This window comes from Streptomyces sp. NPDC034111, assembly GCF_055575375.1.
The window spans coordinates 339769-353772 of record NZ_JBVIST010000005.1 but is presented as its reverse complement, the minus strand read 5'-3'; the positions used below and the strand labels follow the sequence as shown (position 1 = coordinate 353772).

11 protein-coding genes and 1 pseudogene are annotated in these 14004 nt (G+C 65.6%); 8 read left to right on the top strand and 4 right to left on the bottom strand.

Going from position 1 to position 14004, the window contains the following annotated elements:
• Positions 1-12: 12 nt before the first annotated feature.
• Positions 13-1407, bottom strand: a complete 1395-nt coding sequence (locus ACZ55A_RS16170; protein ID WP_468839933.1) for an esterase/lipase family protein — start codon at positions 1405-1407, stop codon at positions 13-15.
• A 251-nt stretch (positions 1408-1658) separates the two neighbouring features.
• Complete coding sequence (locus ACZ55A_RS16165) at positions 1659-2486, bottom strand: hypothetical protein (RefSeq protein ID WP_468839930.1); 828 nt, start codon at positions 2484-2486, stop codon at positions 1659-1661.
• A gap of 751 nt (positions 2487-3237) precedes the next feature.
• Here ACZ55A_RS16165 and ACZ55A_RS16160 point away from each other — a divergent pair.
• Entirely contained in the window at positions 3238-4503 is a 1266-nt protein-coding gene (locus tag ACZ55A_RS16160; RefSeq protein ID WP_468839927.1) for an IS701 family transposase, read from the top strand.
• A 182-nt stretch (positions 4504-4685) separates the two neighbouring features.
• Here the strand turns inward: ACZ55A_RS16160 and ACZ55A_RS16155 are convergent.
• Both ACZ55A_RS16155 and ACZ55A_RS16150 read right to left on the bottom strand, forming a co-directional pair.
• Positions 4686-5537 (bottom strand): annotated as a pseudogene (locus tag ACZ55A_RS16155) (trans-sulfuration enzyme family protein); the annotation flags it as partial.
• Positions 5538-5788: 251 nt separating this feature from the next.
• Positions 5789-6442, bottom strand: coding sequence for an HNH endonuclease family protein (locus ACZ55A_RS16150; protein WP_468839924.1), 654 nt, complete (start codon positions 6440-6442; stop codon positions 5789-5791).
• Positions 6443-6739: 297 nt separating this feature from the next.
• On the opposite strand from ACZ55A_RS16150, the gene ACZ55A_RS16145 reads away from it, so the two are divergent.
• The 7 genes from ACZ55A_RS16145 (at position 6740) to ACZ55A_RS16115 (ending at position 14003) form a co-directional block, all read left to right on the top strand.
• Positions 6740-7498, top strand: a complete 759-nt coding sequence (locus ACZ55A_RS16145; protein ID WP_468839923.1) for a hypothetical protein — start codon at positions 6740-6742, stop codon at positions 7496-7498.
• A 349-nt stretch (positions 7499-7847) separates the two neighbouring features.
• A complete protein-coding gene (locus tag ACZ55A_RS16140) occupies positions 7848-8075 on the top strand; it encodes a hypothetical protein (protein WP_468839920.1) in 228 nt (75 codons plus the stop codon).
• 439 nt (positions 8076-8514) lie between these two features.
• Positions 8515-9069 carry a histidine phosphatase family protein gene (locus ACZ55A_RS16135; RefSeq protein ID WP_468839917.1) on the top strand — a complete coding sequence of 185 codons (555 nt, stop codon included), beginning with the start codon at positions 8515-8517 and terminating at the stop codon, positions 9067-9069.
• A 176-nt stretch (positions 9070-9245) separates the two neighbouring features.
• Entirely contained in the window at positions 9246-10343 is a 1098-nt protein-coding gene (locus ACZ55A_RS16130) for a hypothetical protein (protein ID WP_468839914.1), read from the top strand.
• Between the two features lie 567 nt (positions 10344-10910).
• Positions 10911-11189, top strand: a complete 279-nt coding sequence (locus ACZ55A_RS16125) for a hypothetical protein (protein WP_468839912.1) — start codon at positions 10911-10913, stop codon at positions 11187-11189.
• Between the two features lie 161 nt (positions 11190-11350).
• A complete protein-coding gene (gene eccD, locus ACZ55A_RS16120; protein ID WP_468839909.1) occupies positions 11351-12706 on the top strand; it encodes a type VII secretion integral membrane protein EccD in 1356 nt (451 codons plus the stop codon).
• Between the two features lie 52 nt (positions 12707-12758).
• The gene (locus tag ACZ55A_RS16115) at positions 12759-14003 is read left to right on the top strand and encodes a MinD/ParA family ATP-binding protein (RefSeq protein WP_468839907.1); all 1245 of its coding nucleotides are present in this window, start codon (positions 12759-12761) and stop codon (positions 14001-14003) included.
• Position 14004 lies beyond the last annotated feature (1 nt).

The following is a 14004-nucleotide window of genomic DNA, read 5'->3' as shown; positions in this document are numbered from 1 at the left end:
GCTTTGCCCAGCTCAGTCCGACCTGCAATCGAGGTTGTCGGCGAAGAGGGGCTCGCCAGCTGCAAAGGCGTCAACCTTGCCATTTTTTACGGAGAACTGGATGACTCTTCCACCGAATTTCGGTGCGCTGGGCTTGAAGAGGAGTTCCTCGTTGGCATTGTCAACGGAGGTGGTGGTGATCTCCCCTACGTAGGTCTGGAGCAAAGCTGAGCGCGGACTACCCCGGTGGATCCCAGAGGCTGTCGAAATCGACGTCGATGCGGCTGACGAGACTCGGATTGCGACCAGTTGGTCTCGCGAGAATCGCAGGAACACGCCCTTCGGCCCGTCCTTCACGGCCAGGTCCCTACAAGGCCGCCCGAATGGTTCTGGTTGATCGGGTGTTCCTGAAATCCGTGCCCCAATTACCTTCTCCGCCTGAGCTCGACTCATTCCGAACTTCAAAGGCCCCATGTCGTCGACTGTGATGGGCTGGTGACTCAAGTCAACCCGTCTGGGAGTCGACTTCCTCTCCTCCCTTTGAATGACGATCTTAATCCTGCCTACCACCGTTCTCGCCAAAGTGTCATTTCGGTGAAGCATCGTATGGAAACATGTATCCTTCTGCGGATCCTTTGTCCCGCACACCACAGTGGCTACGCTCCGACCATTGGTGGCAGACTCTAGACTTACGACTTTGTCCCCTATTTCGATCCCGCCAACGGCAAGTAGACCAAAGAGCCCTGCCTCGCCCCTTCTCTCCTCTGTTTTGAACTCAGCTTTTCCGGCGAGCGGGTAAACATCGGGGCCGCCTTTCGATGGCCAAGGCGCAAGCCTTGTTATCTCTGAGTTTTTGTTGGCTAGCCCCTCCACTGCTTTGCTTTTGCGTGCGATCTTGGAAGGGACGCCTATGCAGGTCGCTGGCTGCTTTTCACCCCTTCGCTGTATATCGTCGCACTTCTCAAAGACCTTCCTAGCTTCGCCGCATTCGCGAAAGTGGCCCTGGTCAAAGGACCGGTTGAGTGTACATTCTGCCAACCATGAGCCTTTGTATGGTGTTCCGAGTGTGACAACTGCGGCGATTTTACGTCCCACGCGACCGCCACTATCGCTTGCGGCCCATTGCGTAGCAAGGCCACCCATGGAGTGGGCCACCACAATCACTCTGCGATCAGCTTTACTGCTAAGGCAAGAAATCGTGTCGGCCAGCCTGCGACCTATGTCTCTATCTGTGACCCAGCGATTATTGAACCGCTGATAATCGAAGGTAAACGAAGTGACGGATCCCGTACGCGCGACCATATCAACGAGCGTTTTGTTGGATTTTTCAACCCGCGCCTCTTTTCCCGTCCACATTGCTGGCCCGGAGTTGAATCCGTGGACGAACAAAACCGGGGTTACCCCGTTGGAGAACTGCTTTCCTGCCACCTGGGCTGCTCCGCAAACTTTGGACGGTGAGGATGGTGGCGCATAAGCATTGGTGACGGCTACTGATGACGGGGCCGCCGCCATGGCCACGGCGACAGATTGGGTGAATAGAACGGCTGCGATCCGCCTGGCCGCAGAGCTGAGGAAGCCAGCCATTGTTCTCCCTCCCTGCAACTCTCGTAACCGTGTCGGCGTCGGTTCTACGTGTAGCCCTCGTATACACGCGCCGACCCTCATTGTGCTGGCCGTTTCTATTCGGGGGCCCCGCAGGAGGGCGCAAATGTTGCCCAGTCACGCTCACCAGCAACGAAGGTTTCTACGGCACCTTCGCTCATCCCGAACCTGATCACTTTGCCCGCGAACTCGGGTGCTTCCGGAGCGAAAATGAGCTCTTCTCCGCCGTAGTCCGGACTGGTGGAAGTGATCTCTCCGGGGTACGTATTGAGTACGTCCCGTCGAGTACTGCCAATGTGGATGCCGGAAAGCGTAGATATTTTCGTGGCCGGCGGCGTGACGTAGATCGCGACGAGGCGGTCAGATGCGAAGCGGAGAAGGAGACCCTCTGGTCCTCCTTCCACGCTGAAGTCGGTACAGACTCTCTTGCTCGCCTTCCCTGGGATCGGCGCACCGATCGCCTTCGTAGCTTCGTTACGGCTCATGCCCAACTCCAGCGGACCCATCCCATTGACGGTGATACGTTCGCGATTCATGTCAACCCGTGCACCCTCTCGTGACGTGTCAGCGCCGTGCGTGACGAATCCTTTGCCGTCCCACGCCCAGGTGACATGACGAGGCAACGATGGGTGCCCGTGGGGATCTCCCGGTTCGTAAAACGTCATGTCAGCGGCGATGCGGCCCTTAGTGATAGCTAGGGACGCGGGCTTATACTCGGGAGGGCCATAGACATCATCAGGCGGTTCGAAACTAGGGGTTCGCCCAATTTCACTTCCACCTTCCGTGCGGTAAATGCGCAACTCTTGATTAAAGAAGTTTGCGGGCTGGGGACTGCAGTAGAACAGAACGGCAGTCACGTTGCCGAGCCCGGAGATTTGCCCCTGCGCTGTCTGTTGAACCTGCACCTCCCAATGTGAACCGGGGGCACCGCTCCCTCTCACCGTCCCTTTACCGTTGCGGACTGCCACATCAACGGGTTTGTCGACGACGTCATCGCATGTGAGGCTGTACGCACGATTGCGCCAATCGACATCCTCGGAAGTTCCATGAGTGCTAGCCGCACCCGCAAGCGGTGTGATTCCTCCCGCCAAGACGCAAAATACGCTCAGAACTATGGAGGTGCCCCACCTCGAGCTTCCCAACATGGAAATATCCTCTCCGAAACCGTCCGCAGTCGCGAGGTACACACCACTACGCCTTTGTGAAAGGACCAGTTAACCTGTTTGGATCGCGGTGCCCCATGATTGAGGAGCGAGCCAAGTCGGCTAACCTTCGCGCAGCTGTAGCAGGAACTTTGTTGCCGTGCGGGCTTCAGGGGAGCTAACGGTCCACATCGTGCAGCGCCCGGCTCCCGCCCCTTGTGCAGAAGGTCGGTTCGTACAGTGGAGCCCTGGGTACTGTGCCATCCGTGATCCCGAGGTAGTCGAGGATCTTCCCACTGCCCATAGTGCGCCCCCGAGCATGTGGTCGCATCTAGGGCCCGTCATGGTCGGCGTCGCTTGAATCGTCGGCCCTCCGGGGGCACAGCCGTATCCGGCAGCTGTCACCCTCGCATCGCGATGTGGGCGTGACATTTGAAGACAGTCCCTAGTAGGGCCTGGTCAGGTTGATGGTCGTGGTGCGTGTCCTCTGGGTGTGGTGTGGAGTTGTGGTGGCATGACACCGGATGAAATAGCGGAGGTACGTGGTGAGTTGGAGGGCTTCGCGGCTGAGGTCTTCGAGCCGTTCGCGCGTAACGATCAGCGTCGGTGGGGGCAGGTCTACCTGCGGGGACTGCTGACCGACGGGCAGCGCAAGTCGGTCGAGCCGATGGCTGCCCGACTGGGTGAGGACGGGAACCGGCAGGCCCTGGCCCATTTCGTGACGACCAGCCCGTGGGATCCGGCGCATGTGCGGGCCCGGCTGGCGTGGAAGATGGAAGCGGCGATCCGGCCGAGGGCGCTGATCTTCGATGACACCGGGTTTTTGAAGGACGGGAACGCCTCGGCGTGTGTGTCGCGGCAGTACACCGGCACCGCGGGCAAGGTCACCAACTGCCAGGTGGGTGTCTCGCTGCACCTGGCCTCCGACCACGCCTCGGCGGCGGTCGACTGGCGGCTGTTCCTGCCCGAGACCTGGGCGCCCGGGTCCGCGAAGGCCGACCCGGACAAGGTCGCCCGCCGCACCGCTTGCCAGATTCCCGAGGACGTCGGGCATGTGGAGAAGTGGCAGCTCGCTCTGGACATGATCGATGAAACCCGCTCCTGGGGGATCGAGGTGCCCCTGGCCATCGCGGACGCGGGATACGGCGACGCGGCGGCCTTCCGGCTCGGCCTGCAGTCCCGCGGCCTCAACTACGTCGTCGGAATCTCCACCACGCTGTCGGCCCAGCCCGGCGAGGCCGTCCCGGTGACCGAGCCTTACGCCGGGACCGGACGGCCGCCGGTGGCGAAGTACCCGGGCAAGCCGCAATCGGTGAAACAACTGGTCATCGAGGCGGGCCGGAAGGCCGCCAGGCCCGTGCAATGGCGGGAGGGCTCCCGCCCCGGCAAGAGCAAGAGCGGCTTGAAGCGGATGTACTCGCGGTTCACCGCCCTGCGGATCCGGCCCGCCGGACGCGAGATCGCCCGCGCCACCGACGGCCCCACGCTGCCCGAGTGCTGGCTCCTGGCCGAGTGGCCCGCCACCGAGAACGAGCCAGTCCAGTTCTGGCTCTCCGACCTGCCCGCCGACACCCCGCTCACCACGCTGGTCCGACTGGCCAAACTCCGCTGGCGCATCGAACACGACTACCGCGAAATGAAACAAGCCCTCGGCCTGGCCCACTTCGAAGGCCGCACCTTCACCGGCTGGCACCACCACGTCACCCTCGTCTCCGTCGCCCACGCCTTCTGCACCCTGCAACGGCTGGCCAGAGCCCCAAAAGACACGGCGCCGGCCTGAGCCTCTACCAAGTAGTCCGTGAACTGCAGCTCCTACTCGCAACCTGGACCGGCGCCTGCCCCACCTGCCACCGCGACATACCCGCAGCAACACCAACCTGACCAAGCCCTACTAGGTCCCGACCGCACAGGACGACGACCGGCCCCGGTCGTCTCGACCGGGGCCGGTCGTCGTCTGCGGTTCTACCTGTTCGCGACCGCCGCTTCCCGGAGGACCCTGCCCGGCCCCGGCGCCGTCCCCAACGCCCGGTCGAGGTCGGCCCACAGGTCCGCCACGTCCTCCAACCCCACCGAGAGCCGCAGCAGCCGGTCGCTGACCCCGGCACCGCGACGGTCGTCGGCGTCCACGATGCGGTGGCTGATGGACGCGGGGTGCTGGATGAGGGTGTCGACGCTACCCAGGCTCACGGCCGGGGTGATCAGTCGGACGCCCGCGATGACGTCGTGGGGGTCGCCGGCTACCTCGAAGGCGACCATGGCGCCTCCGATGCGCGGGTAGTGGACGCGGGTGACGCGTGGGTCGGCGGCGAGCCGGCCGGCCAGCTCCGCCGCGTTCGAGGACGCGGCTCGGACCCGTACGGGCAGCGTCGACAGACCACGGAGCAGCAGATAGCCCGCGAGCGGATGCAGCACTCCGCCCGTGGCGAACCGCACCTGGCGCAGCCGCCCGGCGAACTCCTCGTCGCAGGCCACCACGCCACCCATGACGTCTCCGTGGCCGCCCAGGTACTTGGTGGCACTGTGCAGGACGAGACGGGCTCCCTGCTCGACGGGGCGTTGCAGCACGGGGGTGGCGAAGGTGTTGTCGGCGAGCAGCGGGACGGAACCGCAGGCGTGCGCGAGGGCTCTCAGATCGAGTTCGGCGAGGGTCGGGTTGGCGGGGCTTTCGACCATCACCAGGCCGGTGTCGGGGCGCAGCGCGTCCGCGATGCCCGCCGGGTCGACCCAGGTCACCTCGGAGCCCAGCAGCCCTGCGGTGAGCAGGTGATCGCTGCATCCGTACAGCGGTCGTACGGCGACGACGTGGCGCGGACCCCCTTTGCAAACGTCATCCATGCCGATACCGATCTTGATTGAACCTCGTTTGGGACGAACAGGTCGTGGGTTCAGATCCCATTGCGGCGAAGCCCTCCATGCGTGAGCGGACGGCGAAAGACGAGCCGTCCGTAGGCGGAGCCAGCCTGCCGCTTCACCAGCCGCCCACGGTGCGCCGCAGGTTCCTGCCCTGCGGCGCACCGACATGTCCCGGCCTTGCAGTGGGAAGGCGCTGTGCACAACTCTGCGTGCTACACCCGCTCAAACACCACGTCGGTGCTCTCGCAGCCGGCGGCGAGCTGGCGCAGGGTGTCGCGTTCGGTGCGGTCGACGGTCAGCGACCAGCGGAGCTTGGTGCTTACCCAGTCGGAGAGGTAGGTGCACTGGGCGTCGGCGGCCGGCGGCATCCATTGGGCGGGGTCCTGGTCGGCTTTGGAGCGGTTGGTCTTGGCGGTGACGGCGACCAGGGAGCGTTCGGCGCCGAGGTCGTTGGCGTAAGCCTGACGGCGGGTTGCGGTCCACTGGGAGGCACCGGAGTCCCAGGCTTCCGCGAGCGGCACCATGTGGTCGATGTCGAGGCCGGACGGCCCCTGGACGGTTGTGTCGTCGTAGTAGCTGCGCCAGGTTCCGCCGGTGATTTTGCAGCCGGCTCCGATGGTGGGCGTGGTGACTGCTTCGGCGAGGAGGACTTCGTTGCGGGTGTTGCAGCCGTCCTTGTCCTCGTCGATCCAGTGCTTGAACTTGGCGCGCTCGTAGCCGTCGCGGGACTCGGCGGCCTGGGGGAGAGCTTCGATAGCGTCGTGCAGGCTGAGCGTCTCGGCCGCATGAGCGGCGGTGGTGGCGGTGGTGAGGGGCAGCAGGGCGAGGGCCGCGGCCGCGAAGGCGCGGACAGTCGTCTTGATCATGATCTGTTGATAGCGCCGTAGCGTCGGTCGTCGCCCGGGAACAGGGATGGTGGTCACTCGGGGGAGTGGCTAGTCGTACCGGGGCGGCGAAACCGCGGAACTACGCGAACTCCTCTCGCCACCGTGGTTCAACCGGTGCCGGCGCCTGGCGCGAGGCCCGTGCCGAGATCACCGCTCCGCGTCCGCGTCACCGTCCTGCTGTCCGCGTTGTAGACGTCGGCCTCGGCAGGCTAGAGAGAAATGATCACGCCACCTTGCGAGACTCCGGACCTCGGATGACCGGCTGCCGATAGGGTCATGTCCATTGTCAATAACGGGGGTTGGCCGATGCCGGACATGCAGCGTCGAATCAGCGGGGTGGCGGCAGCGGCTGCCTTCGGGATCCTGGCCCTGGCGGCCGGCTGCGGCAGCACGCCCGCCGCTGGAAGGCACGAGGCCAAGCCGACAGGGTCCAGCGCGACAGCTCCCGGATCTCCCTCCTCCTCGGCTTCCCCTGCAGATCTCAAGCCCGTCCAGGGCCAGCAGTTGCGTCACTATCTTCTGACCGCTGACGACTTGGGACCGGGATACACGCAGACCGCGACCCCCGACGATGAGAAGGTCGCCGACCCTCACCGGTACGACGACATGGGTGTGAGCGGCTGCCCCGCTTTGAAGGAGCTGGGCAAACACAGCGACGAAGTGCAGTTTGCGGCGAAGACCTCCGCCGGCTTCACGTTCGGCGCGGATTCGACGCTGGGCGAGGAACTGCACAGCGATGCACCGTCCAAACTGTCCGCAGGGCTGCGCAGGCTCGTGCATGCTCAGACGTCCTGCCCCACCTACACCATGACCTCTGGCAGCACCCCTCTCACTGTGACCGTGCGCAAGGACGACGCACCCGGCCCTGGGCCAGATGCCTACGCCTTCACGACCACGCTCACCGGTCCAGGAGGGTCGCAGGTGCTGAAGACGGCCGCCGTCCGCCGCAGCAACGTACTGGTGATGCTCGTGGGCGCGCCCGCCCTGGTCGACCGGCATATCGAAGCGGCCATCGCCAAACTTCCGGCCAGCTGAGTCAGGGTTTCCCGAGCTCTGCCACCAGCCTTGTTGCGGCCTCCTGCGCGGAGCGAAGCTCTGGTGATATCGCCGAAGGCAGCAACGCCATTGAATTGGCCGTCGCCTCATTACCCGTGCACTGCGCGGTTCCTCCGGATGCATCTGGACGACTACGGGTCAGTCGGAGCAGGCCCGGCGCTTCTTCCCCGTGATGACGGCGGAGACTGGAGCCGCATTCACCGCCCTTGCTAAGACATGCCTGCACATCCAGGAAGATGTCCGCGTGCCCCACGATCAGAGGCCGAAGCCACGTCTCGAACGCGGCATTTGAGCCCCACATACGAAGCTCTGCACGCTCACCCGGAAAATGAAGCCTGAGCTGTTTCTTACCCTGGGTACGCGTCAACGGGTTCACCTCCGGAGCGCGGACGGCATTCCGCGAAGGGACCGCATTCCTGACGATGGACGGCACGGATCTCTTCTGCGCGTCTTGGCCGACCGCGTCCGACTCGACGAGCTGCTGCTGCGCAAGAAACGCCGCGCGGACGAGACGGGCGACTGCTACTTCCCGGAGAGCCTCATTCTGGAAGGCTGAGTCGCGGCAGATCTGCGAGCGAGGCCGGAATGCGAGGCTCCACTCCAACGCCCACCATTGAGCTCAGGTGGACGTGGCGGAGGAGTCGCGAGGCAGAGGGAAGTCTCTATGTTTGGGTTGTGGTCTAGCCAGTGCCCCCTCGTGATCGGGGGTGTGGGCGGGCTTGGTGGTGATGCAGCCGATGGGGGGTCCTCTGGGTCGGGCCGAGGAGCCGATCCAGGACGGTGGGGTGTTCCTGGAAAATGACGGGTTCTGAATCGCCCGCCCGGGCAGCGCCCGGATCGCGGTCATCCGCGAGTGGTGTGTAGGACGGCCCGGCAAGTGTGGGGACGGGGGATGGGCTCTCGCTCGTCGTTACTCAACGTCAACGTCTTGGAGCCAGAATAGTGCTGTGCCAATTTCGGTGGCACTGATCGCAAGCAGTGCGACACCCTCAACTGTGACTATCTTCTACCTGGTGCAACATGCGGAGAAAGAGCGCCAACTAGGCGATCCGGGGCTGACAGCGTTGGGTCAGGAGCGGGCTGCCCAGACGGCGGAGTGGGTTCGCCATCTTGGGCTGCAGGCGGTGTTCAGCAGTCCGCTGCTGCGAACGCGCGAGACAGCGCAGTTCATCGCTGCCGCAACTGGTCTGCCGGTGCAGGTGGATGCCCGCCTGCGAGAACGGATGAATTGGGACGACGGCCAACTATTTGAGGAGTTCCTCGCCGATTGGGCCGCGACGGTTGAGAACCGGGACTTCGTACCGCGATCCGGAGACTCATCCCGTCAAGCTGGCGCTCGATTCCTCTCGTTTTTGACCGACCTAGCCGAGGAGCGGGGGTCGATTGCGGTGGTCACCCATGGTGGCGTCACTGTAGACCTGCTGCGCACACTGGCCGGCGATGATGCGCTGACGGCCAGCTTGCTGAACGAGGGAGTGCCTTCGTGTGCGATCACTATGCTCGACGGGACGGCCGTCGTTGATATCGCATCACAGGCGCACCTGGAGTAGGAAGACTCCAGACGTCATCGTGCGGTGCGGGCCGCTGCTTGGTGATCGCTTCGGCAGGGTTGGGAACTGTCGGCTGCACGCTGATCACCCTTTGGAAGCTCGCAAACCAGCATGAACAGGTTCATATAGGCTGCTTGCTCCGTCTCTTGCAACCCGCATTGATCTGGGAGTTCCCTGTGACCGTAGCGACCGCTGCGTCCGAACCGGCCGTCCCGCCCGTCACCGAGATGTCGGGAGAAGAGGATTTCTGGGACGAGAGGGCGTCGTCCGGCAATCAGGTTCTGGCGGGTGCCGCAGACGACTTGGTCGTGCGGGATGCCCGCGAATTCGGGGCGTACGCGCGCACCGGCGGCTGGGCCTTCGCCCTGAAGGTGGCACGCAGCGTACGGCCCGGCGGGCAGGCGGCGGGGGAGACGCCGAAGGTCTCCGCAAAGGAGTTTGCCGAGCTGGCCGGATGTTCCCCCGACCGCGTCATGCGGTTCTACAAGGCATGGGACATGGCTGCCGACGACGGCGTTGTCCCGCAGTTTGAGGCGCTGGCTCCCGGCGAGGACATCGAGCTGCCGGACGCGGATACCTGGCTCTCGTATTACAGCTCCCGCAACAGCGCCACGTCCGTACGCGGCACAGCGATCACGGCGGCGGCCGAGGCTGAAGGCATCCGGCCGACCAAGGCCCTGGAGGTCGCGGAGAACCCCACCGCGTTGCGCGCGGCCATCCTCGCCGATCCGTCCACCGCCCAGGCCGCCCGGAGCGCGCTCCTGGACCGGCTGAAGGAAGATCCGGACCTGCAGGCCGAGCTGGCACGCGACATCGTCCGGACGGATGAGCTGAAGAAGGCGGTGGCCAGTCAGAGCCGGACAGCGGACCGGATCGGCTATGTACGCCAGATCGTGGAGAACGGTCAGGTCAAGACGTCGGCTGGTCAGACGGTCGATGCGACCGCCGAACTGCGGGCGGAGGCCGAGCGGCACCTGTCCCTCCTCGATGAGCTTGACGACGACGAAGAGGCCGGGCAGTGGGCCACCGAGGCGTACGACACCATGAAGGACCTTGTCGCCGAGACCGTCGAGGCTGACCCGGAACTGCGCCTCCAGGAGCGGCGTACGAAGTTCTACAGCAGTCTGCAGAAGGCGACGAAGGTGTTCGAGGAGCTGACCTTCGACGATGCCGACGACATCTACGAGGACGACATGGTGCAGCGACTGGAGGAACTCCAGGCAGCAATCACTACCTGCATCACCGCCCTCCGCAAGGCAGCTCCCGGCATCTGAACTCGGGCGCCAGCCCACACAGTGCCCGCTGCGTTCCCAACGGTGGGCATTGAGCGGGCTGCGCGCTACAGCGTCTCCTTGGCGCGTCCGATATCCGCCACCTCCCTGAACAGCCGCAGTCACCGAAGACGAGCGACGACCATCTCGGCCAGACCGAGCGCAGCCCAGTCCAGTCGTCCACTGTCGTGAGGACGTTGCACGGCAGACGTTCGTCGAGGACCCTCATACGGATCCCGAGATGCCGGGGGTCGACAACGGTGAGCTGTCCTGCGCCCAATGCGCCGAACGCGGACCCCGCGCCTCGTCGACAGCCGCCGCCCTTGGCCGCTGGTCGCCGGAGGCCCCGGAGTGCATGACCCCATGGTGTGCGGCGAGAACGACCAGAACCTCTGTTGCTGGCCACGAGGCTGGAGCGCCGCGCGAGCCGGAAGATCCCCACGACGACCGAAGCGGAAGTCGCGGTCAGCCGGGAGCACCTAGGATTGACGCCCGGTGCGGGACCGCCGATGGACTGAGGTTCATCGACCGTGACTGCGGCGACGGACCACTGAGGCGACGGGCGGCGAAATGGCGCGGGATTACGACAGCCAGTTGTTGGAGTCGGTGGCGGTACGCCGACGCAGGATGCGGGATGCCCTGTTGTTCGGTGTGCAGCGGGGGCGCCGCACCGCGGACGAGCGGTTGGGGAAGGTCTTCGCGGGGATCGCGATCACGGCTGTCCTGTGCGCGGGGTGCGTAGGGTGGTCCTTCCTTCAGCACACGCTGGCTGCTCAGAAGGCTGAGCAGGAGAAGCAGCAGCGTCAGGTGCAGCAGTACGGGCAGCCGACGAGGTCGGCGAAATCCTAGAAGTCCACGGATCGGATTCGGACAGAGTTGGCGGAATTCCCGGGGAGTGCGCGAAGTGCCCCCCCGTGGCGGGAGAAGGGTTCCCTGACCCGGGGGCAGGGTGGAAGCATGTCCAGTTTGGCCAAAGAGTTGGTCAACCTCGCGATGATAGGTTCCGGTAAGTGGTGAGTAGAGCAGCGAGTTCCCGGGGGCAACTGAGCCGAGTGACGTTGGTCGGCGAGCGGCGCCGGGCCGATGTCGTCCTGCTCTCCGATACGCCGATAGGGCAGCTGATCCCGGATGTCCTGCCGTTGCTGGGGGATCGGCCCGCATCGCGGCCGGTAGCACGTCAGTTGATTACGTCCGACGGCTCCGTCCTGCCGCACGACAGCACGCTGGCGTCGGCCGGGATAGCCGACGGCGCCGTGCTCCGGCTCGTCACGACGCACTCTGCGCCGCCCGCTCCCGTTGTGCACGACGTCACCGACCAGGTGACTGACGACCTCGACTTGCGGGCTTGGCGATGGCGTCCCGCTGCGCGCCGGGCCAGTGCGGGTGTGGCGACCGTCGCCTTCGCCGTGATCGCCGCGTTGCTCGCACGCCGTGAGTTCCCGCTCGGCGCCCTGGTCGGTGCGCTGTCAGCTGTATCGCCTGTGCTCCTGGCGGCCGGTGCGCTCGTCGCCAAAATCGGGCGGGGAAACCGGGGACTGGCGACCGCGCTCCTACTCGCCGCTGGCGGGCTTGGTGTTCTCACCGCGTGGACGGCTGCCGATGCGTTCGGCTGGCCGGGCACCGCCCGGCTCGCTGCCGTCGCGGGGGCACTGGTCGTGACGCTTGTGTTCCTTGGTTATTTCTCTCCGCTGGGCAAGGGTGGGCTCGTTGGTGCGGTGACCACTGCCACGCTCGCCATTGTGTGGGAGGCAGTAGCCGCGGTTCAGGGTGATGCTGCCCGGCTCGGTGCCGTTATGGCTGTCTTCTCTTTGGTGATGCTCGGTCTGCTGCCTCGGCTCGCTCTGATGGCGTCGGGGCTCACCGCGCTCGATGACCGTCGCTCGGGCGGCGTCTCTGTCAGCCGTCACCAGGTGCGTACCGCGCTTGCGGCGACGCACCGCGGCCTTGCCCTCTCGACGATCGTCACTGCGATTTCGGCATCCTCCGCGGGCTGGCTGCTCACGCTGGCCGAGAAGCCGACCGTATGGACCGTGGTGCTGGCAGCCCTCGTTGTCGTGGTGCTGGTGTCGAGGGCGCGAGCGTTCCCACTGGTCGCTGAGGTTGTTGCGCTCTTCGCTGCCGCGTCGTGCCTGGTGGTGCGCCTGGTGACGTGGTGGATGGAGCAAGCGGGGGGCGTCGGGCCGCTGGCTGTGCTGTGTGTGGCTGCGATGCTGCCATTGGTCGTTTTGGCGGTGCAGGTGCCCGAGCATGTGCAGGTGCGGCTGCGGCGCATGGGCGACCTGGTCGAATCCATTGGGATGGTGGGACTTTTCCCGCTCGCCTTTGGTGTGTTCGGTGTGTACGGGCAGCTGCTCAACCAGTTCTGAGTCGATGTGCAGGCGCTCCGGGCGGGGCAGCAGTTGGGGGTGAGGGGCAGGCATGCCGAGCGGAGACGGCTGGCAGGGTGAGGTGCTGCGCGACCTGAGAGGCGGCGCCCCGCAGGGTGCGCAAGGCCCCGGCGGACAGGCGTACCCCGCTTCCGCGTCGGGCCCTGCCCTGCCCGCGCAGGGCGCCCAGGCGCCAGGCACCGCCCATGGCGGTGGCGCGCCGCGGCAGGCCAGCTACCCGTACCGGGGGCAGGAGCAGCAGGCGGGTCATCCGGGCAGCTGGCCCCCGGAGCAGGCTGGGCACCAGGAACAGCGGCAGGAGCAGCAGGCCCCGGCCGCGTACACTCTGGGCCCCCATCCCCCCAGCGCACCTGGCTCCCGGCCCGTGGTGGACGAGGGCTTGGCCGGCACGCTAAGCAGCAAGCCGCGGCACGGCGAGCCTTTCGCGGCGCGTGCCGCACGTGCCCTGCGCCGTACGCTTTCCTCGTCGGCCGCGCGCGAGGTCGCCGAGATCACCCGCACCGCTGCGGTGCTGCAGCAGCCCGTGACGACGGGGCGGCAGATCGCCGTCACGTCCATCCGGGGCGGGTCTGGCAAGTCGACCGTCGCTGCGCTGCTGGGCACCACGTACGCGCACTACCGGCAGGACCCGGTCCTCTTCCTAGAGGCCGACCCGGCGCTCGGCTCGCTGCCGCTGCGGCTCGGTGCCAAGTCGTGTCGCTGGACGACCAGCGATATCGCGGACATCGTCAAACCGAACATGTCACTGCTCGACGTCACCGGCTATCTCGTCCAACTCCCCAACAACGCCTGGCTGCTGCCCGCGAGCCAGGGCCAGATCGGCGTGATGCTGGACAGCCAGGCATACGAGCGGGCTGTGGTGGCGCTGCGCCGCTACTTCGGTGTGATGGTCATCGACTGCGAGACGCTGCCCGCCGAAGTCGGCCGGGTCGCACTCGCCGCCGCCCATGGCCGCGTTCTGACCACACCCGCCACGCCGGAAGGCATCACCAGCACGTACTCGGTGCTCCAGTGGATGCAGGCGCTGCCCCGGCACGTGATCGCCGGCACGGTCGTCGTGCTCACCGAATTGGTGCCCCACTCAGGACTCGACCTCGACGAGGCCGCCCAGAAACTCAAGTCCACCGGGGCAAGCGTCCAGGTCCTGCCGTATGACCGGCACTTGGCAGCCGGCGGCCCGGTCCATACCGAGTTGCTGGCTCACCCGACTAGGGAAGCCGCCGCCCGCCTCGCCGCGGACGTCTTCCAGCTCTCCCTCTCCCAGCAGCGTCACTGAC

What these genes read in the sequence shown, in the direction of transcription:
- ACZ55A_RS16160 (WP_468839927.1), top strand. Translation starts at nt 3,238, where the DNA reads ATGACACCGGATGAAATAGCGGAGGTACGTGGTGAGTTGGAGGGCTTC.
- ACZ55A_RS16150 (WP_468839924.1), bottom strand. Translation starts at nt 6,442, where the DNA reads ATGATCAAGACGACTGTCCGCGCCTTCGCGGCCGCGGCCCTCGCCCTG.
- ACZ55A_RS16145 (WP_468839923.1), top strand. Translation starts at nt 6,740, where the DNA reads ATGTCCATTGTCAATAACGGGGGTTGGCCGATGCCGGACATGCAGCGT.
- ACZ55A_RS16140 (WP_468839920.1), top strand. Translation starts at nt 7,848, where the DNA reads ATGAAGCCTGAGCTGTTTCTTACCCTGGGTACGCGTCAACGGGTTCAC.
- ACZ55A_RS16125 (WP_468839912.1), top strand. Translation starts at nt 10,911, where the DNA reads ATGGCGCGGGATTACGACAGCCAGTTGTTGGAGTCGGTGGCGGTACGC.
- ACZ55A_RS16115 (WP_468839907.1), top strand. Translation starts at nt 12,759, where the DNA reads ATGCCGAGCGGAGACGGCTGGCAGGGTGAGGTGCTGCGCGACCTGAGA.